The 21303-nt window shown below is 58.7% G+C and carries 18 protein-coding genes; 14 read left to right on the top strand and 4 right to left on the bottom strand.

Features of this window, described 5'->3' with window-relative positions; all coding sequences use genetic code 11:
- Window positions 1–33 precede the first annotated feature (33 nt).
- The 4 genes from htpX (at window position 34) to purH (ending at window position 5940) form a co-directional block, all read left to right on the top strand.
- Window positions 34–999 carry a zinc metalloprotease HtpX gene (htpX, locus tag QE453_RS22430; RefSeq protein ID WP_244456084.1) on the top strand — a complete coding sequence of 322 codons (966 nt, stop codon included), beginning with the start codon at window positions 34–36 and terminating at the stop codon, window positions 997–999.
- Window positions 996–2381, top strand: a complete 1386-nt coding sequence (locus QE453_RS22425) for an RsmB/NOP family class I SAM-dependent RNA methyltransferase (protein WP_244456083.1) — start codon at window positions 996–998, stop codon at window positions 2379–2381. The genes htpX and QE453_RS22425 overlap by 4 nt, the downstream gene beginning before the upstream one ends.
- Before the next feature lie 125 nt (window positions 2382–2506).
- Entirely contained in the window at window positions 2507–4174 is a 1668-nt protein-coding gene (locus tag QE453_RS22420) for a heparinase II/III family protein (RefSeq protein WP_309778191.1), read from the top strand.
- A gap of 149 nt (window positions 4175–4323) precedes the next feature.
- Window positions 4324–5940 carry a bifunctional phosphoribosylaminoimidazolecarboxamide formyltransferase/IMP cyclohydrolase gene (gene purH / locus QE453_RS22415; protein WP_006700260.1) on the top strand — a complete coding sequence of 539 codons (1617 nt, stop codon included), beginning with the start codon at window positions 4324–4326 and terminating at the stop codon, window positions 5938–5940.
- An 84-nt stretch (window positions 5941–6024) separates the two neighbouring features.
- Here the strand turns inward: purH and QE453_RS22410 are convergent, their stop codons facing one another.
- Together QE453_RS22410 and QE453_RS22405 are read right to left on the bottom strand one after the other, a co-directional pair.
- The gene (locus QE453_RS22410; protein ID WP_309778069.1) at window positions 6025–7557 is read right to left on the bottom strand and encodes an altronate dehydratase family protein; all 1533 of its coding nucleotides are present in this window, start codon (window positions 7555–7557) and stop codon (window positions 6025–6027) included.
- Window positions 7558–7599: 42 nt separating this feature from the next.
- Window positions 7600–8292 (bottom strand): FadR/GntR family transcriptional regulator, encoded by a 693-nt coding sequence (locus QE453_RS22405; RefSeq protein ID WP_004444212.1) that lies wholly within the window; start codon window positions 8290–8292, stop codon window positions 7600–7602.
- A 255-nt stretch (window positions 8293–8547) separates the two neighbouring features.
- Here QE453_RS22405 and QE453_RS22400 point away from each other — a divergent pair, with 255 nt between their 5' ends.
- The 9 genes from QE453_RS22400 to QE453_RS22360 all read left to right on the top strand — a co-directional run bounded on the left by QE453_RS22400 (window position 8548) and on the right by QE453_RS22360 (window position 17866).
- On the top strand, window positions 8548–10113 hold the full coding sequence (locus QE453_RS22400; protein WP_309778067.1) for an ATP-binding cassette domain-containing protein: 1566 nt from the start codon (window positions 8548–8550) through the stop codon (window positions 10111–10113).
- 8 nt (window positions 10114–10121) lie between these two features.
- On the top strand, window positions 10122–11144 hold the full coding sequence (locus QE453_RS22395; protein ID WP_004444206.1) for an ABC transporter permease: 1023 nt from the start codon (window positions 10122–10124) through the stop codon (window positions 11142–11144).
- Between the two features lie 75 nt (window positions 11145–11219).
- On the top strand, window positions 11220–12161 hold the full coding sequence (locus QE453_RS22390) for an ABC transporter substrate-binding protein (protein ID WP_004444202.1): 942 nt from the start codon (window positions 11220–11222) through the stop codon (window positions 12159–12161).
- Between the two features lie 66 nt (window positions 12162–12227).
- Complete coding sequence (locus QE453_RS22385; RefSeq protein ID WP_006700264.1) at window positions 12228–13241, top strand: aldo/keto reductase; 1014 nt, start codon at window positions 12228–12230, stop codon at window positions 13239–13241.
- A gap of 4 nt (window positions 13242–13245) precedes the next feature.
- Window positions 13246–14067 (top strand): amidohydrolase, encoded by an 822-nt coding sequence (locus tag QE453_RS22380; RefSeq protein ID WP_309778066.1) that lies wholly within the window; start codon window positions 13246–13248, stop codon window positions 14065–14067.
- Between the two features lie 3 nt (window positions 14068–14070).
- A complete protein-coding gene (locus QE453_RS22375) occupies window positions 14071–15081 on the top strand; it encodes a zinc-binding alcohol dehydrogenase family protein (RefSeq protein ID WP_072495207.1) in 1011 nt (336 codons plus the stop codon).
- Entirely contained in the window at window positions 15078–16211 is a 1134-nt protein-coding gene (locus QE453_RS22370; protein WP_309778064.1) for a mannitol dehydrogenase family protein, read from the top strand. The genes QE453_RS22375 and QE453_RS22370 overlap by 4 nt, the downstream gene beginning before the upstream one ends.
- An 11-nt stretch (window positions 16212–16222) precedes the next feature.
- Window positions 16223–16552 carry an L-rhamnose mutarotase gene (locus QE453_RS22365; protein ID WP_006700267.1) on the top strand — a complete coding sequence of 110 codons (330 nt, stop codon included), beginning with the start codon at window positions 16223–16225 and terminating at the stop codon, window positions 16550–16552.
- Window positions 16553–16588: 36 nt separating this feature from the next.
- On the top strand, window positions 16589–17866 hold the full coding sequence (locus QE453_RS22360) for an L-fuconate dehydratase (protein WP_309778062.1): 1278 nt from the start codon (window positions 16589–16591) through the stop codon (window positions 17864–17866).
- Here QE453_RS22360 and cobD read toward each other — a convergent pair.
- Entirely contained in the window at window positions 17848–18894 is a 1047-nt protein-coding gene (gene cobD, locus QE453_RS22355; RefSeq protein ID WP_309778059.1) for a threonine-phosphate decarboxylase CobD, read from the bottom strand. The two genes, QE453_RS22360 and cobD, sit on opposite strands and share 19 nt — an antisense overlap.
- On the opposite strand from cobD, the gene cbiB reads away from it, so the two are divergent.
- A complete protein-coding gene (gene cbiB, locus QE453_RS22350) occupies window positions 18893–19858 on the top strand; it encodes an adenosylcobinamide-phosphate synthase CbiB (protein ID WP_072495204.1) in 966 nt (321 codons plus the stop codon). The genes cobD and cbiB overlap by 2 nt on opposite strands.
- On the opposite strand, the gene QE453_RS22345 is transcribed toward cbiB, so the two are convergent.
- Complete coding sequence (locus tag QE453_RS22345; protein WP_309778057.1) at window positions 19845–21302, bottom strand: cobyric acid synthase; 1458 nt, start codon at window positions 21300–21302, stop codon at window positions 19845–19847. The two genes, cbiB and QE453_RS22345, sit on opposite strands and share 14 nt — an antisense overlap.
- Between the last annotated feature and the right edge of the window lies 1 nt (window position 21303).

The raw sequence follows: 21303 nt of genomic DNA, 5'->3' as shown, positions 1-21303 counted from the left end.
AGAATTCCGGCCACGACAGGGAGATTTCAGCGGATGAACATGATGCGCACGGCAATGCTTCTGGCCTTCATGACGGCATTGTTCATAGGCGTCGGTTTTCTGATCGGGGGCAAGGGCGGCATGATGATTGCTCTCGTCATGGCTGCCGGCATGAATCTTTTTTCCTACTGGAATTCAGATAAGATGGTTCTCTCGGCCTATCATGCCCGGGAAATCGATGAGGCGAATGCGCCTGAGTTCTTCCACATGATCCGCGATCTCTCACATAATGCCGGCCTGCCCATGCCGAAGGTCTATATTTATGACAGCCCGCAGCCAAACGCCTTTGCGACGGGAAGGAACCCGCAAAACGCCGCTGTTGCTGCTTCAACGGGTCTGCTGGAGCGTTTGACGCCCGAGGAAGTGGCCGGTGTGATGGCGCATGAACTGGCGCATGTGCAAAACCGGGATACGCTGACAATGACAATTACCGCTACGCTGGCCGGTGCGATTTCCATGCTCGGCAACTTCGCGTTCTTCTTTGGCGGCAATCGAGAAAACAATAATAACCCTCTCGGATTCATCGGCGTCCTGGTTGCGATGATCGTCGCACCGCTTGCCGCAATGCTGGTCCAGATGGCGATCAGCCGAACTCGCGAATATTCCGCCGACCGGCGTGGCGCTGAAATCTGTGGCAATCCTCTCTGGCTTGCATCGGCGTTGCAAAAGATTTCCGGCATGGCGCAGCGCATCCACAATGACGACGCGGAGCGCAATCCCGCAACAGCGCATATGTTCATCATCAACCCGCTCTCGGGTGAACGTATGGACAATCTCTTTTCCACGCACCCGAATACGGAAAACCGGGTGGCGGCGTTGCATGCGATGGCACAGGAGTTTTCCCCGCGAGGATCGACGCCGCCGCCATCGGGTGATAGACCTCAGCGCAAATCGGGTTCGGTTCCCAAGACAGGCTGGGGACGGGGCAATGAAAATGAGCGCAAGGGACCTTGGTCTTGACATCAGATATTCAAAATAGGCCGTCACGGTCCAAAAAACCGAGGTTGGCGCAAGGCAGGGGCCGTGAAGACGGCCCTTCGTCTTTCCAGGACAAACCCGGACTTCCTGCACGCATAGCTGCCGCCCGCATATTGGCCGCCGTTCTGGAAAAGAAAACCTCGCTGGACGGTATGCTGGACAGCGAAAATGGCAATCCTGTTTATCGCGCGCTGTCGCCCGCGGACAGAGCGCTGGTGAGAGCCATCGTCAATAGCGCGCTTCGTCACCTCCCTCGGATCGAAACGGCGCTGTCAATGCTGCTGGATGGCCCGTTGCCACAGGGTGCGCGGTCATTGCACCACATTCTCGTCGTTGGCGCGGCGCAGATGCTCTACCTTGATGTCCCTGATCACTCGGCCGTCGATCTCGCTGTCGAGCAGGCGCATCGTGATCCACGCAACAGGCGCTTCGTAAAGCTGGTCAACGCGGTTCTGCGACGGCTGGGTCGTGAGAAGGCCGAAATCGAAATGGCCGTCGCCAGTGTGTCGGTCCTGCCGGACTGGTTCTACGCAAGGCTGGTTTCGGCCTATGGGCATGAGGTGGCGCAACGCATCTCTGCCGCGCAGCTCACACCCTCTTCCATCGACCTCACCGTCAAGGCCGATCCTGCCCTCTGGGCTGAGAAGCTGGGCGGAACCGTCATGCCGAATGGCAGCGTGCGCCTGGGTGAATTTGAAGGCCAGATACCTTCTCTCGAAGGTTTTGCGGAAGGCGCCTGGTGGGTGCAGGATCTTGCGGCCAGCATGCCCGTGCGATTACTCGGAGATATCTCAGGCAAGCGTGTTGCCGATCTCTGCGCCGCTCCGGGCGGCAAGACGGCCCAGCTTGCACTTGCGGGTGCGAAAGTGACGGCGCTGGATCAGTCTGGCAATCGTCTTCGTCGCCTGAGGGAAAATCTCGACCGGCTTGGCCTTCAGGCTGAAACGGTTGAGGTCAATATGTTGAAGTATCAGCCGGAGCAGCTTTTTGACGCTGTTCTTCTCGACGCACCCTGCTCTTCAACCGGGACATTACGCAAACATCCCGATGTTTGCTGGACGAAGGACGAGGCCGATATTGCCAAGCTGGCTGCTCTGCAGGGCCAGATGTTGCGGCACGCGCTGACGCTGGTTGCATCAGGCGGTATCGTGGTGTTTTCCAATTGCTCGCTCGATCCTTCCGAAGGTGAGGCGATGATTGCCGAAGTCCTGGCGGAAAATCCCGATGTAGAACGTGTCGCCGTCCACAGTGAGGATTGGCCGGGAATGGAAGCGGCGATCAACGCCGAGGGTGACCTTCGCACCACGCCCGACATGTTCGGGGGTGTCGATGGGTTTTTTAGCAGTGTCTTGCGTAAGAAGTAGAAAAAAGCCAAGCTTTCGCGAATCATTGGATAATTGTCGATAACGTTCCGGTCATCACGGTTCACTGATAAAAACAAAACATGTGAAACGGGAAACACAGCTTGTTAGGGTCCTTTGCAGGCAGCATGAATGCCGCCGGTCTTCTTTCGCGGATGGCGTATCGCCATCTGTGTGTCGGCCTCACGCCGTTACGTCTGCATGTTTCACGTTTTGCCAAGCGTGCGCCGGAGGGGCTGGTTGCGGCACCGACGGATCTTCGGGCAATCGATCCCTATTTTGCCGAGGAGTTGCTGCGCGGCCGTATCGCGCTTGCCGGCCGTGTCATGGAAACCGGTGGCCACTCGCCTTTTCAGGTGGAATATCCTTCGCTTGTTTTTGAAGAGCGGCTGCATGCGTTTAGCTGGCTGCGCCACATCCGTTCCGACAGATCGAGCGAGGCATGCAGGAAGGCCCGCCGTATCGTCGCCGAATGGATGGCCATCCATGGCAAAAAGCTTGCGGGGGTTGCGTGGGCTCCGGAAATCGTTGCGCAGAGATTGATCGCCTGGCTTTCCCACTCGCCGGTGGTCCTGTACGAAGCAGATGCGGGGTTTTATCGCCGGTTTCTGAAAAGCCTGGTCTTTCACGTACGCTACCTTGAGAAAATCGTCAGGCACGCGCCGGATGGGGAGGTGAGACTGCGGATCAGGATCGCGCTTGCCATGGCTTCTATCGCCATGCCCACCCGGATGTCGCGGATCGCGCGGCACGGAATGAAGCTGGCTCAGGAAATGGAGCGGCAGATCCTGCCCGATGGCGGGCATGTCTCCCGCAATCCGCGCGTGATGCTGGATCTGCTGCTCGACCTTCTGCCCCTTCGACAAAGCTATATCAATCTCGGCCATGACCTGCCGTCCGGGCTGGTTCCTGCGATAGACCGCATGTTTCCAGCGATACGGTTTTTTCGGCACCAGGGCGGCGATCTCGCCTTGTTCAACGGCGCGACGGCCACGCTCGCCAATGAGCTTGTTTCGGTGCTCCGTTATGATGAGACAGCGGGCCGGCCTTCCAAGGTGTTGCCGGATGTGAATTATCACCGCCTTGCCGCGGGCGAGACGGTGGTTATCGTGGATACGGGCTATCCTGGCTCGGCCGAGCTTTCACGTAACGCGCATTCGGGCTGCCTCTCTTTCGAGATGTCATGCGGAAAAAACCGCTTCATCGTCAATTCCGGGTTTCCGCGAAATGCGGCGCCTGAATATCAACGGGCTAGCCGGTCGACCGCTGCTCATTCCACCGTCACGCTCGCCGACACGTCTTCATGCAGACTGTCGCAGTCCAGATTGCTCGGACCGATCATGGTTTCCGGTGTCAGCCAGGTCGATAGTCGGCGTGAAACGGGCGCAAACGGCAATGATGTCCTGTGGGCGGCGCATGACGGATATCTTCACAACTTCGGCTGTTATCACGAACGGGAGATAGAGCTGAATGCCGCTGGCACCAAGATAAAGGGTCGTGACCTGCTAAGGGCCGATCATAATGCCGCAAACGCGCAGACCCAGTCGGTCTCGGCGGTTTCGCGTTTCCACATCCACCCCCATATCCAGCTGCACCAGCGGGATGATGAGTCAATTTATCTTGAGGCCGCGGACGGAACCACCTGGCTGTTGACGGCACCGGGGTTGGAGCTTTTCGTGACCGAGGACGTGTTCATGGCCGATGCGTCCGGCATGCGGCCATCGCAGCAGATCGAGCTACCGTTCAATCTCGCCAACACGCGGGAGATTCGTTGGCTTATCGAGCGTCAGGCCTGAGCCTTTCCCCCTGGAATTCGGCAAAAATACCCTAGTTTTTATCCTTCGACGTCCCCGCTGTTTATTCTTGCGGTAAGCTGTGTTAACGCGGCGGCAATTGCTGGAAAACCCGTTCCAGCCTGTCCTCCCCGTTTAACGGAGTATTTTCGATGGCCGTCGTATCCAAAAAAATTCCCGCTCCCGACAAGGTCAAAATTCGCACGGCGCTTCTCTCCGTGTCCGACAAGACCGACATTATCGAGCTGGCGACAGTTCTATCCAAACTCGGCGTTAAGCTGCTCTCGACGGGCGGAACGGCAAAGGCAATTGCCGATGCAGGTCTGCCGGTGACGGATGTCTCCGAGGTCACCAATTTTCCCGAGATCATGGATGGCCGCGTCAAGACCCTGCATCCCAACGTGCATGGTGGGCTTCTGGCAATCCGGGATGATGCCGAACATGTGGATGCGATGAAAGCTCACGGTATTGAGGCGATTGATCTTTCTGTCATCAATCTTTATCCGTTCGAGGACGTTCGCGCCAAGGGCGGCGATTATCCGACCACGGTGGAAAACATTGATATTGGTGGTCCGGCCATGATCCGGGCATCGGCGAAGAATCATGCCTATGTGACCGTGGTGACCGATCCGTCCGATTATCCTGATCTGGTTGAAGCCCTGCAGGCCGATGACGGACAGACAAGCTATGCGCTGCGCCAGCGCTTCGCCGCCAAGGCCTATGCCCGCACGGCTGCTTATGACGCAATGATTTCCAACTGGTTTGCCGAGGCGCTCGCTATCGAAACCCCTGACTACCGCGCCATTGGCGGCGTGCTGAAGGAAAAGATGCGTTATGGCGAAAACCCGCACCAGAGCGCCGGTTTTTATCTGACCGGAGAAAAGCGGCCTGGCGTGGCAACAGCGACGCTTCTTCAGGGCAAGCAACTGTCCTACAATAATATCAACGACACCGACGCCGCCTACGAACTGGTTGCGGAGTTCCTGCCGGAAAATGCGCCGGCCGTTGCAATCATCAAGCACGCCAATCCCTGTGGCGTCGCGACCGGTCCGACGCTTGCAGAAGCCTACCGGCGAGCGCTGGCATGCGATTCCGTCTCGGCCTTCGGTGGCGTCATCGCTCTCAACCGCACGCTTGATGCGGAAACGGCGGAGGAGATCGTCAAGCTTTTCACTGAAGTCATCATCGCACCTGATGTTACAGAAGAAGCAAAATCGATCATTGCCCGCAAACCTAACCTGCGACTTCTGGCAGCCGGCGGCCTGCCTGACCCGCGCGCGGCCGGCATTACCGCAAAGACGGTTTCGGGCGGCCTTCTGGTCCAAAGTCGCGATAATGGCATGGTCGAAGATCTGGATCTCAAGGTCGTCACCAAGCGCGCGCCGACGGCGCAGGAACTTGAAGACATGAAGTTTGCCTTCAAGATCGCCAAGCACGTGAAATCCAACGCCGTCATCTACGCCAAGGACGGCCAGACAGCGGGTATCGGCGCCGGCCAGATGAGCCGTGTCGACTCAGCCCGTATCGCGGCTCAGAAGGCCGAAGATGCCGCCAGGGCTCTCGGTCTGGCTGAACCGCTGACCCGTGGCTCTGCCGTCGCTTCGGAAGCCTTTTATCCCTTTGCCGATGGCCTGCTTGCGGCGATTGCCGCTGGCGCGACTGCCGTTATTCAGCCCGGCGGTTCCATGCGCGATCAGGAAGTGATCGACGCTGCCAATGAGCACGATGTTGCGATGGTCTTTACTGGCATGCGTCACTTCCGCCATTAAGCGCAATATGATCAGAAATGAACAAGGCCCGAAGAATCGCTCTTCGGGCCTTTTTTGTTTCACGTGGGACAGTGGCGTGAGGGCTCAGGTCACTGCGCCGACCTGCCAGGGCACGAATTCATTATCGCCATAGTCGTAGATCTCGCTGACAGTCTTGTTGCCGGAGGCCACCGCTATGATGTGTTCGAAAATTCTTTCGCCGGATTCTTCGATTGTTTCGTTCCCGGTAACGATCTCGCCGCAGTTCAAATCCATATCTTCCTTCATGTGTTCATACATTTCGGAATTTGTGGCGATCTTGATGCATGGTGCAGGCTTGAAGCCGGAAACCGAGCCGCGGCCGGTGGTGAAACAGATGACGTTACAGCCGCCGGCAACCTGCCCTGTCACGGCAACAGGGTCGTAACCGGGTGTGTCCATGAAGACGAAACCCTGCTCCGTTACTGTCTCCGCGAATTCATAGACCGCCTTCAACGGCATGGATCCGCCCTTGGCGACCGCGCCCAGCGATTTTTCCAGAATGGTTGTCAGGCCGCCAAGCTTGTTGCCGTGAGAGGGGTTGTTGTTGAGTTCATCGCCGTTACGAGCCGTGTAATCCCGCCACCAATCGATACGCTGCAAAAGCTTTTCGGCGACGGCAGGGGTGATGGCGCGCTTGGTCAAAAGATGTTCGGCGCCGTAAATCTCCGGCGTTTCGGAGAGAACTGTGGTGCCGCCATTGCGGACGATGAGGTCGGAGGCATATCCGAGGGCCGGGTTGGCGGAAATGCCGGAGTATCCGTCGGAACCGCCGCATTCCAGCGCCACTTTCAGCTTTGAAAGCGGCTGTTCCGTGCGGCGTGCGGCATTGACCATCGGCAGCATGGCCTTAATCTCGGCAATTGCCGCGTCGATCGTTTTGCGGGTGCCGCCATGCTGCTGGATTGTCATGGTGCGCAGCCGGTCGCCCTCCTCCATTTTGTAATGTTCGAGGATAGGCGCGATCTGGTTGGTCTCACAGCCCAAGCCGATCAACAGGATGCCACCAAAATTAGGATGGCGGGCATAGCCCTGGATGGTGCGGATCAGCAGACGGTAGCCTTCCGATTTGGTGTTCAGCGCGCAGCCGCCGCCGTGGGTCAGCGCCACGACCCCATCGACGTTGTCGAAACCCTCAAGGCCGCCCTGCTTGTTGAAATAATCGGCGATATAGCGCGACACCGTGGCGGAACAGTTCACAGAAGCGATGACGCCGATATAGTTTCTCGTTCCGACACCGCCGACGCCACGGTCATATCCCATGAAGGTACGGCGCTCGGCCTCCGGCACCATGCCCTTCTCCTCAATGTCGACGCTGAACTGATGCGCGTGTTCGGAAGGCACCATGGCAAGATTGTGCAGGTGCACGTGCCGGCCAGGTTCGATGTCCTGCGTGGCGATGCCAATCACCTGCCCGTATTTCATCACCTCATCTCCGGATCTGATGAATTTAAGGGCCACCTTGTGCCCGCGCCCAATCAACTCCAGCGCCGCCAGATCGCCCCTGCCCGTCGCGCCGCCCGCCGGGATGGACCGACGCGCCACCGCAACGTTGTCGTTGGCGTTCAGCAAAATGGTTGCCTCGGAATTCTCACTCACGGATGTTCCTCCTCCCGGTATATTGTCTGCTATGTTCCTGGGTCAGTTTTCGACCCAGCGTCTCTTAGAACCTTCCAGATGGGTATGCATGGCGGCCTGCGCCAACAGCGGGTCTTTCAGTTCAAGCGCGGCGAGAATGGCCTCGTGTTCCTGAAGAGCATGGGTCCAGGTATCGCGGTCTTCAAACTTCACGCGGAGCTGGGCCGAAATGGGGCTATGGCGCTCGTCGAAAAGGTTGGCCACCATTCGGGCTAAAACGCTGTTACCGGATTGCTCGGCTATTGTGACGTGAAACAGCCGGTCCTGATCCAGCGGCTTGCGACCGGCCTCTATTTCCCTCTGCATGGTATTGAGTATCTGGCGCAGGGTCGCGATCGCTTCATCGGTCATCCGGCTTGCCGCCAGCACGATGGTGGCACCCTCCAATGCGGCGCGCGCCTGCATCAGTTCGGAGGGGCTATCGCCAAGCGATTTGGTATGGTGGGTCGTCTGCAGCGCTTCCGCCGAAACATAGACGCCGGAACCCATACGAATTTCCACTGTGTTGTCGATCTCAAGCGCAATCAGGGCCTCGCGCAACGAAGGCCTCGATACACCGAGCTTCTGAGCCAGTTCCCGCTCAGCGGGAAGCCGCGTACCGGGCAGGAATTCACCCAGATCGATGAGTTCGCGTATCTGGTCCGCAATCTGCTGATAAAGCCTGCGCGGCTCCGCTATTTTGGCCTGACCACTCATGAGTTTTACGACAAGTCCTGTCTGAAGTTCATATTTGGCCTTACCGTAGCGCCAAGCGTATCAATACGCAAGAAATTACTTAAATACGTGAAATTACACGTTTTTTACCGAAGCAATTTAGATATGAAATTTTCGCTCTGAGTCCGGATTCGCAAATTGTCAGCTAATTGGCTTGACCATTTAAAAAAACCGGCCTAACCATTTGACCTGTTCATGACCCCCGGTGGAGCGGGGATACGGGTGGGAGGTTTCCAGATGTCGCAGGGCGCATCGACAATTCGGGGCGAGTACTCGCCTGAGGAGATGGGGCGCGCGGAGCGTTCGGCCCTTCTGCGTCTCGAAAATATCAGCAAGGAATTCCCGGGCGTCAAAGCCTTGTCGAATGTGCATTTCGATCTGCGTAGCGGCGAGGTGCATGCTGTCTGTGGTGAGAACGGGGCGGGAAAATCGACGCTGATGAAAATCATCAGCGGTGTGTACCAGCCAAGTGATGGCACCATCCTGCACAAGGGCGTGAAGGTGCAATACGCCTCCCCGCTCGAGTCCGAAGCTGCCGGCATCGCCATCATCCACCAGGAACTCAATCTCGTTCCGCATCTTTCCGTCGCCGAAAACATCTATCTTGCGCGCGAACCGCGTCGCGGTTTCCTGGTTGACCGCAAGAAGCTGCGCCTCGATGCCAAGCGCTGTCTCGACCGGCTGGGTGTCGATATCGATCCGGATCAGATCGTCCGCGGCCTCTCCGTCGCCCAATGCCAGATGGTGGAAATCGCCAAGGCGCTCTCTCTTGATGCTGAAGTGCTCATCATGGATGAGCCGACCTCTTCTCTGACGGAGCAGGAAACCCGCCTTCTCTTCAAGGTCATCAGAGACCTCAAGGCTTCCGGCGTCGGTATCGTCTATATTTCTCACCGTCTCGACGAAATGGCCGAGATCGTCGATCGTGTGACGGTCTTGCGCGACGGACGTTATATTTCGACCGACGACTTCGCCTCCATCACCGTTGATGACATCGTCACGCGTATGGTCGGGCGTTCGCTGGAGGATAAATTCCCCGAGCGCACGTCGCGCCCGACGGACGATATCATCTTCTCCGTCGATGGGCTGACCCGCAACGGCGTGTTCAGCGATGTCAGTTTTTCGCTTCGGCGTGGCGAAATCCTTGGTTTTGCCGGCCTTATGGGCGCAGGTCGAACGGAAGTCGCGCGGGCGATTTTTGGGGCGGACCCGCTCGATGCCGGCAAGATCACCTTCAATGGGCGCGAGCTTTCGATCAGCTCACCGCAGGATGCGATTGAAGAAGGCATCGCCTATCTCTCGGAAGACCGGAAAAGCGACGGCCTCGCCATCAAGATGTCGGTGGCGGCCAATACGACGCTCGCCAATCTCGGCGAACTTTCCAACCGTTTTGGGCTGATCGACTTCAGGAAACACGACGAGGTCACCAAGCGATACGTCGACCTCTTGAATATCCGCACGCCTTCCATCGAGCAGACCGTGCGCCTCCTATCGGGGGGGAATCAGCAAAAGATCATCATCGGCAAGTGGTTGTTCCGCCAATCCCGTATCCTGTTCTTCGATGAGCCTACACGTGGCATCGATGTCGGTGCGAAATTCGCGATCTACAAGATCATGGATGAGCTGGCCGCTCAGGGCATCGGCGTCATTCTCATCAGTTCGGAACTGCCGGAAATTCTGGGGCTGACGGACCGCATCGCGGTTTTCCACCAGGGCCGGATCACGGGCGTGCTCGAAACCGCCAAGACCAATCAGGAAGAAATCATGCGGTATGCGTCCGGTTACGGCCGGGCCGCGCAGTGAGGAACGACATGGCCAATATTGCAGAACCCAAAAAGGGCTTCGCTGTCAGCGATCGCCAGAAGGACATCATCCAGAAATTTGCCGCGCTCGGCAGCCTGTTCGCCCTTGTCGCGGTGTTCTCCGCCACCAGCAGCGCCTTTTTTACCGTCAATAACGGCATGACGATCGCGTTGCAGGTCACGTCCATCGCTCTGCTCGGCATTGGTGCCACCTGTGTCATCATCACCGGCGGCATCGACCTTTCCGTCGGTTCGGTGCTGGCTCTTGCAGGGGTTGTTGCCGCTCTTGCGGTGAAGGAACTCGGCATGCCGGTGCCGGTCGGCATGTTGCTCGGCATTCTGACGGGTTCGCTCTGCGGGCTGATCAACGGGCTGCTGGTCACGCGCTTCAAGCTGCCGCCCTTCATCGCCACGCTCGGCATGATGCTGATTGCCCGCGGTGTGGCGTTGCAGATCACCGGTGCGCGCGCCGTGTCCGGCCTCGGCGAATCCTTCGGCGAACTTGGCAACGGCGCCCTTTTCCGCATCGTCAATATCGGTGATGACGGCTTTCCGAATGTCGTATTTCCAGGCATCCCCTACCCTGTCATCCTGATGGTGGTGATTGCGCTTGCGGTGTCCTTCATGCTCAACCGCTCGATCCTCGGCCGCCACATCTATGCCGTGGGTTCCAATGCAGATGCCGCACGTCTTTCCGGCGTCAACGTCGCCCGCGTCACCAACTTCACATACATCCTCTCCGGTACGCTTGCCGGGTTGACGGGCTGCGTTTTGATGTCGCGCCTCGTTACCGCCCAGCCTAACGAAGGTGTGATGTATGAGCTGGATGCCATTGCCAGCGCGGTTATCGGCGGCACATCGCTGATCGGCGGCGTGGGCACGATTTCAGGCACGGCCATCGGCGCCTTCGTCATCGGCATCCTGCGCAACGGTCTTAATATGAATGGCGTCTCTGCCTTCACGCAACAGATCATCATCGGCCTCGTCATTCTGGTCACCGTCTGGATAGACCAGTTGCGCAACCGCCGCTGATCAAAGGGCTGCGGACCCTTTCCGCAAAAAAGATCGGCAGGGGAGGCCCGGTATGCCGACATCACGGAGGAAGAAATGAAGAAAATTGCGACTGCCCTTCTGACATCCGCAATCGCGCTGTGGAGCGTTTCCACCGTGCAGGCCGGTGAAATCGCCGTCATCGTCAAGACCGTCAATTCGACTTTCTGGCAGAACGTCCAGAAGGGCGCCGATGCGGCCATGAAGAATTCTTCAGGCAACACCATGACCTTCCAGGGTCCGGCTGCGGAATCGGCCATTGCCGACCAGGTTAACATGGTTGAGAACGCCATCAACCGTAAGGTCGCCGGCATCGTGCTTGCACCTTCCGATCCGGACGCGCTGGTGCCTGCCGTCAAGAAGGCCTGGGAAGCCCGTATCCCCGTCGTTCTCATCGACTCGCAGCTCGCCAAGGGCTCTGAGCAATATTACCAGTCGTTCCTCGCGACCGATAACAAGAAAGCCGGCGAACTGGCAGCGCAGGCGCTGATCGACAAGGTGGGCAAGGAAGGCAAGATCGCCGTCATGTCCTATGTCGCCGGGGCTGGTTCTGAAATCGGCCGCGTCGGCGGTTTCACCGATTACATCCAGATGAACTCAAACCTGAAGATCGTCGGCCCGTTCTACTCGCAGTCGCAGATGGCGACCGCGCTGAACCAGACGACCGACGTTCTGGCCGCCAATTCGGACCTGAAGGGCATTTTCGGCGCCAATGAGCCGACGGCCATCGGCGTTGGCCGTGCGCTCGCCCAGTCCGGCAAGGCCGGCAAGGTCGTCGCCATCGGCTTCGACGGCAACCAGGATCTGCAGAACTTCGTGAAGGACGGCACGCTCGCCGGAATCGTGGTTCAGGGCTCCTATCAGATGGGTGAAAAGGGCGTCGAAACCGTCACCAAGCTCATCAACAAGGAAAAGGTCGAGAAGTTCGTCGACACCGGCGTCGTTGTTGTCACCAAGGACAATATCGAAAAGCCGGAAGCAAAGAACGTTCTTTACTGATCAAGCGATGACGCGCCGCTTCACCGGCGGCGCGTCTTTCCAAAGGCAAGCTGGAAAGTCTCCGCAATGAAAGTCTCCGATACACGTAAATTGCCGCGCCGCGCCGTCGACGTTACCGTCATGGGTCTCGGTTGCGCCCAGATGGGCAATCTCTACCGCGTTACGCCCTATGAAGAGTCCAAGGGTGCGTTTGACAAGGCATGGGAAAGCGGCATGCGTTATTTCGATACCGCGCCGTTTTATGGATATACGCGGTCGGAGCGTCGCCTGGGGACCATGGTGACGGAGCATGACCGGAGCGAATATACGCTGAGCACCAAGGTCGGTCGCGTCATGGTTCCCGATGAGACCGTCGGCCCGGAAGAGGATGCCTATATTGCGCCGCTACCCTTCCGCCCGTTCTATGATTATTCCTATGATGGCATTCTACGCTCTTTCGAGGCCAGCCAGCAGAGGCTCGGCGTTCTGAAGCCGGATATTCTTTATGTGCACGATATCGGCTCCTACACCCATGGCGAAAAGCACCAGCATTACTGGGAGCAGCTGACCGCTGGCGGCGGCTTCCGGGCGCTTGGCAAGCTGCGTGAGGAAGGTTCAACTGGCGCTATCGGCCTTGGCGTCAACGAGTGGGAAATTGTCAACGACGCCATGGATGTCTTTGACATCGACGTCGCCATGCTTGCCGGCCGCTATACGCTGCTGGAGCAGCAGAGCCTTGCTTTCATGAACCGCTGCGCCGAAAGCGGTGTCGGCATCGTTGTCGCCGGTGCTTTCAATTCCGGCATTCTCGCGGGCAACCGCAAATTCAATTATGCCGATGCGCCTGCCGATATCCTTACGCGGGTTGATGCGCTGCAGGGTGTCTGCGAAGAAGTCGGTGTGTCGCTGCAGGCGGCTGCATTGCAATTTCCGCTGGCCCATCCGGCTTCGGTTACCGTTGTCTCGGGCGCGCGGAATGCGCAGCAGCTAGCTTCCAATATCGAATGGTTCGAACAATCTATTCCGGATGAGTTCTGGGCGGAACTGCACAGACGCGGTCTGATCGCCGAAGGTGCGCCGGTGCCGGGCGGAAAGGCCTGAGGCAATGCTTATCGACGCCCACCAGCATTTCTGGTTAATGAAGGACCGTGCCGGCCAATGGCCGCCGCCGTCGCTCGCCGCCATCTACCGGGATTTTCTTCCAGCGGATCTATCGCCATTGCTGGCCGCGGCCGGAATTTCCGGCACCGTGCTGGTTCAGACGATGGAGACGGCTGCTGATACGGATTTCATGCTGGCGCTGGCGGAAGAAACAGATTTCATCAAAGGTGTGGTCGGCTGGGTGGACATGAAGTCTCCCGATGCTGCAACGGAAATCGCCCGCCGGGCAAAACGTCGGGCGTTCAAAGCCGTGCGCCCGATGCTGCAGGGCATGGAAGACGTGGCATGGATCGATGATCCGCTGCTCGATCCCGCCGTGGCGACGTTGGTGAACCACGGCCTGGCGTTCGATGCGCTGGTCCTGCCGCCCAATCTGCCGCATCTCCTCGCGTTTGCCCGGCGTCACCCGCAATTGCCTGTTGTCATCGACCATGGTGCCAAGCCGCTGATTGCGACCGGCCACTACAGCGCCTGGCGCAAGGATATGGGCGCTTTGGCGGCTCTTCCCAATGTCCATTGCAAGCTCTCCGGCCTCCTGACCGAGCGCGGCGATCAGCGACCGGAAGCAGTGCGGCCCTATGCCGAAACCATTCTGGAGCTGTTCGGCGCAGACCGGGTGATTTTCGGCAGCGACTGGCCGGTTTTGCGACTGGCGGGCGATTATCAGGAATGGCTGGACTTCTGTCGCGATATCGTGCCGGCAGCGGACCATGCGGCAGTCTTCGGCGGTAACGCCATTCGTTTTTACTCCCTTTCCCACAGGTGATGCATGCTGGCGATTTTCTGCGACACTCCCGGTCAACTCAGCGCCAAGGATCTGCCTAAACCTGTGCGTGGCGAAGGTGAGGTGCTGGTGCGCGTCCGTCGCATCGGGGTTTGCGGTACGGATCTCCACATCTTCACCGGCAATCAGCCTTACCTCTCTTATCCGCGGATCATGGGCCATGAGCTCTCCGGTACGGTTGAAGAGGCGCCGCAAGGCAGCCATCTGTCGGCCGGCGACGTTGTTACCATCATTCCGTATATTTCTTGCGGGAAATGCAGCGCCTGCCTGAAGGGCAAAAGCAATTGCTGCCGCAATATCGGCGTGCTCGGCGTTCATCGTGATGGCGGCATGGTGGAATACCTGAACGTGCCGCAGCAATTCGTGTTGAAGGCTGAAGGGCTGAGCCTCGACCAGGCGGCGATGACCGAATTTCTGGCTATCGGCGCGCATGCGGTGCGCCGTGGCAACGTTGAAAAAGGACAGAAGGTTCTGATCGTCGGCGCCGGACCGATCGGCATGGCGGTAGCGGTTTTCGCGGTTCTCGATGGCGGCGAAGTCACGATGATCGATGGCCGCACCGACCGGCTGGATTTTTGCAAGGAGCATCTCGGCGTCGCCCATACAGTGACGCTTGGGGACGGTGACAAAGATCGTCTTTCCGAGATTACCAACGGTGATTTCTTCGATGCGGTCTTCGATGCGACCGGTAATCCTAAAGCCATGGAGCGCGGCTTTTCCTTCGTCGGCCATGGCGGTTCGTATGTGCTTGTTTCCATCGTCGCGAGCGATATCAGCTTCAACGATCCGGAGTTCCACAAACGTGAAACGACACTGCTTGGCAGCCGCAATGCGACGCCGGCGGATTTCGAACGCGTGTTGCAGGCATTGCGGGAAGGGAAAGTACCTGAGGCGCTGATTACGCACCGTATGACGCTTGCCGACGTGCCATCGCAGTTCGCAGGGCTGACCGATCCGAAAGCCGGAGTCATCAAAGGCATGGTGGAGGTCGCATGACGCCTGAGACGCCCATCCTGCAATTCGGTACCAGCCGCTTTCTTCTGGCGCATGCGGACCTCTTTGTCTCGCAAGCGCTGGAAAAGGACGAGGCTATCGGTCGCATCGCGATTGTCCAGACGACCGGCAATGCGGAAAGCCTGAAGCGTGTCGCGGCGCTGAATAGTGGCGCGCCCTACCCCGTGCGCATTCGCGGCATCCGTGACGGGCGGAACGTGGATGAGGAAATTGAGGGCAAGGCTGTCGCGCGCGCCCTGACCTCGGCAACTGAATGGGCCGAAGTACGCCGCCTCGCCTGCGAAGCTGCTGTCATCTTGTCCAATACCGGAGACCGCGGTTATGAGCTTGATTCTGCGGATGGCGCAGATCTCGCGGCGGATTTTACGGCCGTCCCGAGGAGCTTTCCGGCGAAACTCTGCATTTTGCTGCTCGAACGTTTTCAGCGCAATCCGGAAGCGCCCTTGTCCATCTTTCCTTGTGAACTTGTGCCGCGTAATGGCGAAAAGCTGAAAGAGGTCATTCGCCGGCTTGCCGATGAATGGCAATTGCCGGCGGGTTTTGCCTTTTACCTGAACGAAAAGTGCCGTTTCGCCAATAGCCTGGTCGATCGCATCGTTTCCGAGCCTATCGATCCGGTAGGTGCAGTGGCGGAGCCTTACGCGCTCTGGGCGATCGAAAAGCAGGAAGGGCTTGTCCTGCCCTGCACTCACCCTGCCGTGGTGCTGACGGACGATCTCGATCACTATGAAAAGCTGAAGCTTTTCCTGCTCAATCTCGGCCATTCCTATCTGGCGGAACGCTGGCTGCAGGATGCGCGGGCGAAGGACGAGACGGTGCGTCAGGCAATGGACGACAATGCGCTGGTCGCGGATTTGGAAACGTTATGGCGCGACGAGGTTCTGCCGGTCTTTATTGCTGAAGGCATGGGAAATGATGCGCAGGCCTATATCGGCGTGCTGCGGGAGCGTTTGCGCAATCCCTTCCTTGCCCATCGACTGGCCGATATCGCCGGTAATCACGATGAGAAGAAGCGCCGACGCTTTGCTCCGGTCATTGCCGCAGCGGACCGGCTGGGATTGAGCCTGCCGCAATCAAAGCTGCGCGCGGCGCTTGCCACCATCAGAAAGTAACGGAGTTTTTCATGCAGCGTATGGGAATGGTCATAGGCGTCAAGCCGGAGATGATCGCGGAGTATAAAAGGCTGCATGCCGCCGTCTGGCCGGAAGTTCTGGCGCTGATCAGCGATTGCAATATCCGTAACTACACGATTTTCCTGCGGGAGCCGGAAAACCTGCTGTTTGGCTATTGGGAATATCATGGCACCGATTTCAGCGCCGATATGGCGAAGATGGCGGCCAGCCCCAAGAACCAGGAATGGTGGTCCTTTACGATTCCCTGCCAGAAACCGCTCGAAACCCGCAGGGACGGCGAGTGGTGGGCTATGATGGAAGAGACCTTCCACCACGACTGAACGATTTCCATAGGCACTGACCGCGAGTAAACGGCCATGACAAAAATTACTGATCTGCGTGTTTTCGACCTGCGTTTCCCCACATCCCAGAGCCTGGACGGCTCCGATGCGATGAACCCCGATCCGGATTATTCGGCGGCTTATGTCATTCTCGACACGGATGAGCCGGGTCTTAAAGGCCACGGGCTGACCTTCACCATCGGCCGGGGTAACGATATTTGCTGCATGGCCATCGAAGCGATGCGTCACCTCGTCGTCGGCACCGATCTTGCCACGGTCACCGAGAACCCCGGCAAATATTGGCGGCATCTGACCAGCGACAGCCAGCTGCGCTGGATCGGCCCCGACAAGGGTGCGATGCATCTCGCCACCGGCGCCGTTGTCAACGCGGTGTGGGATTTGCTGGCCAAGAAAGCCGGCAAGCCTGTGTGGCAACTGGTGGCTGATATGAGCGCTGACGAAATCGCCGATATCGTTGATTACCGTTATCTCACTGACGTGCTGACCCGGGACGAGGCGCTCGCAATTCTCAAGAAAGCCGAAAGCGGCAAAAAGGAACGCATCGAGACGCTGAAGAGCGAAGGTTACGCCTGCTATACGACTTCCGCAGGCTGGCTCGGTTATGACGACGCCAAGCTGCGCCGTCTTTGCCAGGAAGCCATCGATGCCGGTTTCAACCATGTGAAGATGAAGGTTGGACGTGATCTGGAAGATGACATTCGCCGTCTCACCATTGCCCGCGAGGTGATCGGCCCCGACCGTTATCTGATGATCGATGCCAATCAGGTGTGGGAAGTGGACCAGGCAATCGAATGGGTGAATAAGCTCGCCTTTTCCAAGCCCTTCTTCATCGAAGAACCGACCAGCCCGGATGATGTCGCCGGCCATCGCAAGATTCGCGCAGCCATTGGTTCCGTGAAGGTGGCGACGGGCGAAATGTGCCAGAACCGCATCATGTTCAAGCAGTTCATCGCTGAAGGCGCGATCGATGTGGTGCAGATCGACAGCTGCCGTATGGGTGGCCTCAACGAAGTGCTGGCGGTGCTGCTGATTGCCGCCAAATACAATCTGCCGGTCTGGCCGCATGCTGGCGGCGTCGGGCTTTGCGAATATGTGCAGCACCTGTCGATGATCGACTATCTGGTGGTTTCAGGCACCAAGGAAGGTCGCGTCATCGAATATGTGGATCACCTACACGAGCATTTCATCGAGCCCTGCGATATCAGAAACGCCGCTTATATGCCGCCGAAACTGCCGGGTTTCTCCATCGAAATGAAGCCGGAGTCGATTGAAACCTACACTTTCGAGGGATGATCGAAAGAGAGCAGCGCCGCTTGAAGGCGCTGCCACTGAGCGTCGTTACCCGGAAGGCCGAAACGGATGTCGTGCGGCCTTTCATCGAAAATGCGCACGAGTATTCCGAGACGGCCGAGATGATCGAACAGGGCCTTGGAACGCTCGTCCCGCACCAGTGTGAACAGAGGCGTGCCGCCAACCCCGTTCAGCCCCGCTTTTTCCAAAAGACGATTCATGCGCCGTGCTTCATCCGCGAGACGCAGCCGCATCGCAGATTGCCACGTTCCATCCGCCAGGGCTTCCGTTGCAATGTGCAGCGCCGGGCCGGAAACCGCCCATGGGCCGAGCCTCGCCTCCAACCCCGCAGCGATATCTGGGTGCGCAATTGCAAAACCAAGCCGGATTCCCGCCAGGCCATAAAATTTGCCGAAGGAACGAAGGACGACTAGAGCATGCCGATCAACGCTATCCGCAAGGCTCTCGGCGCCTCCTGTTTCGATGAAGGCTTCATCCACCACCAGCAGGCCGCCGTTTCGATGCATTGAATCGGCGAGCCGCAAAAGAGTTTCGCGATCGATGATACGTCCGTCGGGGTTGTTGGGATTGACCACCACCACGTAGTCGTGAGCGATCAGGTCGCTGATATGCTCCACTTCCATCATGGTCAGCCCGGCCATGCGTGCGGTGCGGGCATGTTCCGCGTAGGCAGGTGACAGCACCGCGCCGCTCTTGGCGCCCCGGGCAAGTGCGGTTTGAGCCAGCAGCGGCATGAGCATCTGGGTGCCGGGCGATAGCGTGACATGTCGGGCGGAGGGTGCGCCGAAATGGAGTGCGGCCAGCCGTTTCAGATAGTCGGCCGTCTCGGGCTCCGGCAGGCGAGCGAATGCGCTGGCGGGAATGGCAGAATACGGATAGGGATGCGGGTTGATTCCGGTCGAAAGGTCGATCCACGGTTCAGACGCGTCTGGAAACATCAGGCGCGCTCTGCCGAGATTGCCGCCGTGGCGGATCGCAGCCTGTGCCATTTCTGATATTGTCTCGCCCATGTTCCTCGCTCTCGCTTTCCTGTCGCTCGTGATCGAACGCCTGACCGGTTATCCGGACTGGCTGTTCAAACATATCGGCCATCCTGTCACCTGGGTCGGTTCGCTTATCGCGCTGCTGGACCAAAAATGGAACCGGGGCAGCGCGTCATTTTCACGGCGCAAGGCCGCGGGTGTTGTGGCGCTGGTTGTTTTTGTCGGGCTGACGGTGATCCTTGCATGGTTTGCGCAATCTGTTCTGCTTTTCCTGCCCTTCGGACTTCTGGCGGTCGCCATCCTCGGTGCTTCGCTTCCGGCACAGAAAAGTCTGGAGCAGCATGTGGAGGCGGTTGCGACTGCGCTGGAGCGTGAAGGAGTTGAGGGTGGCCGCAAGGCTGTCTCGATGATCGTCGGCCGCGACCCGCAAAAGCTGGATGAGGCGGCGATCTGCCGGGCGGCGATCGAAAGTCTCGCCGAGAACTTTTCCGATGGCATCGTCGCCCCTGCCGTCTGGATGGGGCTTCTGGGCCTGCCAGGTGGCGCGGCTTATAAGGCGGTCAATACGGCCGACAGCATGATCGGTCATCGTTCGCCTCGCCATGAAGCGTTCGGCTGGGCTTCGGCCCGGCTTGACGATCTCATCAATCTGCCCGCTTCGAGATTGAGCGGCAGCCTGTTTGTGGTCGCCGCATTTTTTGTCGAGGGCGCGTCGCCAAAAGCGGCCATTGCCGCGATCCGTCGCGATGCGCGCCACCACCGCTCTCCCAATGCAGGCTGGCCGGAGGCGGCGCTGGCCGGCGCGCTGGGTTTTGCGCTTGCCGGACCGCGTTCTTACGGCGGACAGATGATCGAAGCGCGTTTCATGGGGGACGGCGGAAGGTCTGCGCTGGTCGCCGGCGATATTCGCACGGCGTTGCGGCTGGCACGGATTGCGGACCTGTTGCTGATCGGCCTATTCGGGCTTCTGGCGATCCTTATCGCGCTATAGCCAGCAGCCCGTCGAGATCGAGGTGCTGTTCCATATGCGCAGCCAGACGGTCGAGAATCGCATCCACCTGCGCATCATAGTTCAGGTCGGTGCCGCACCCGCCGAGACGCTCCAACCATGCGCCGCGCTGGCTATCATGAGCAAAGAGGCCGTGAATATAGGTGCCGAAGACACGGCCGTCGGGTGAGATGCTTCCATCGTAATGCCTGTCGATCGTCGAAAACACCAGATTGCCTGTTGCTCCCGTGGTCTCCCCGACATGCATTTCGTAGCCGGATAAACCAACACCATCAAAGCTCACGCCTTGAACGGAAACGAGTCGCTTGTCACCCGTCAAAACCGTCTCGACATCAAGCAGGCCGAGCCCGTCCACAGTCGCAGGTGATCCCTCGATACCGTCAGGATCCGCAACGGTTTTTCCGAGCATCTGGTAGCCACCGCAAAGGCCGAGAACGTAGCCGCCGCGGCGCACATGCGCCTTTATGTCGATGTCCAGACCCGCATCTTTCAGCACGGCGAGATCGGCAATGGTGGATTTTGAACCGCACAGCAAAACCAGCCGGCAATCGGCGGGAATGGTCTCGCCCGGCCGCACGCGGATCAGTTCCACGTCCGGCTCCATGTCCAGAGGGTCGAGATCATCGAAATTGGAAATGTGCGGCAGGATCGGCACGGCGATGCGGATCTTTGCGCCGGGTTTTCGCTCAGCCGGGCCGGAAAGACCGAGCGCGTCCTCAGCCGGCAGTTTCGTGGCATCGGAGAAATGCGGCAGAAGGCCTATCGAGGCCCAGCCTGTCCTTTTCTGAATTATCCGCATGCCGTCCGAAAACAACGCGGGATCACCGCGAAATCGGTTGACGATGAAACCTTCGATCATCGTCGCATCGTCAGGTTCGAGGACGACTTTGGTACCGACAAGGCTGGCGATGACGCCGCCGCGGTCAATATCGCCGATGAGGATCACAGGCGCGTCAGCCGCTCTCGCAAACCCCATATTGGCGATATCATTGGCACGCAGATTGATTTCGGATGCGCTGCCCGCCCCCTCCACCAGCACCAGATCGGCCTGTTGTTTCAGGCGGTTGAAGCTATCCAGCACGCGCGGCATCAACCCGGCTTTCAGGTGCTGGTAATCGGCTGCCCTGGCATTGCCGGCGATTTTGCCCTGAACCACCACCTGTGCCCCGGTCTCGCTCTGCGGTTTCAGAAGAACCGGATTCATGTGGACAGAGAGGGGTACGCCAGCGGCCCGCGCCTGCAGCGCCTGTGCTCGGCCGATCTCGCCGCCGTCGGCGGTAACGGCCGCATTATTCGACATGTTCTGTGGTTTGAACGGCATGACGGACAGGCCGCGCCTGACGAAGGCGCGGGCTAGACCGGCCACCATCAGCGATTTGCCGACATCCGAGCCGGTTCCCTGAAACATCAGAACCCGTGCGGCCATG

The organism is Agrobacterium sp. SORGH_AS_0440, from assembly GCF_031453135.1.
Classification (GTDB): Bacteria; Pseudomonadota; Alphaproteobacteria; order Rhizobiales; family Rhizobiaceae; genus Agrobacterium; species Agrobacterium pusense.
The sequence above is the reverse complement of the archived record's forward strand: the minus strand, read 5'-3'. Positions and strand labels throughout refer to the sequence as shown.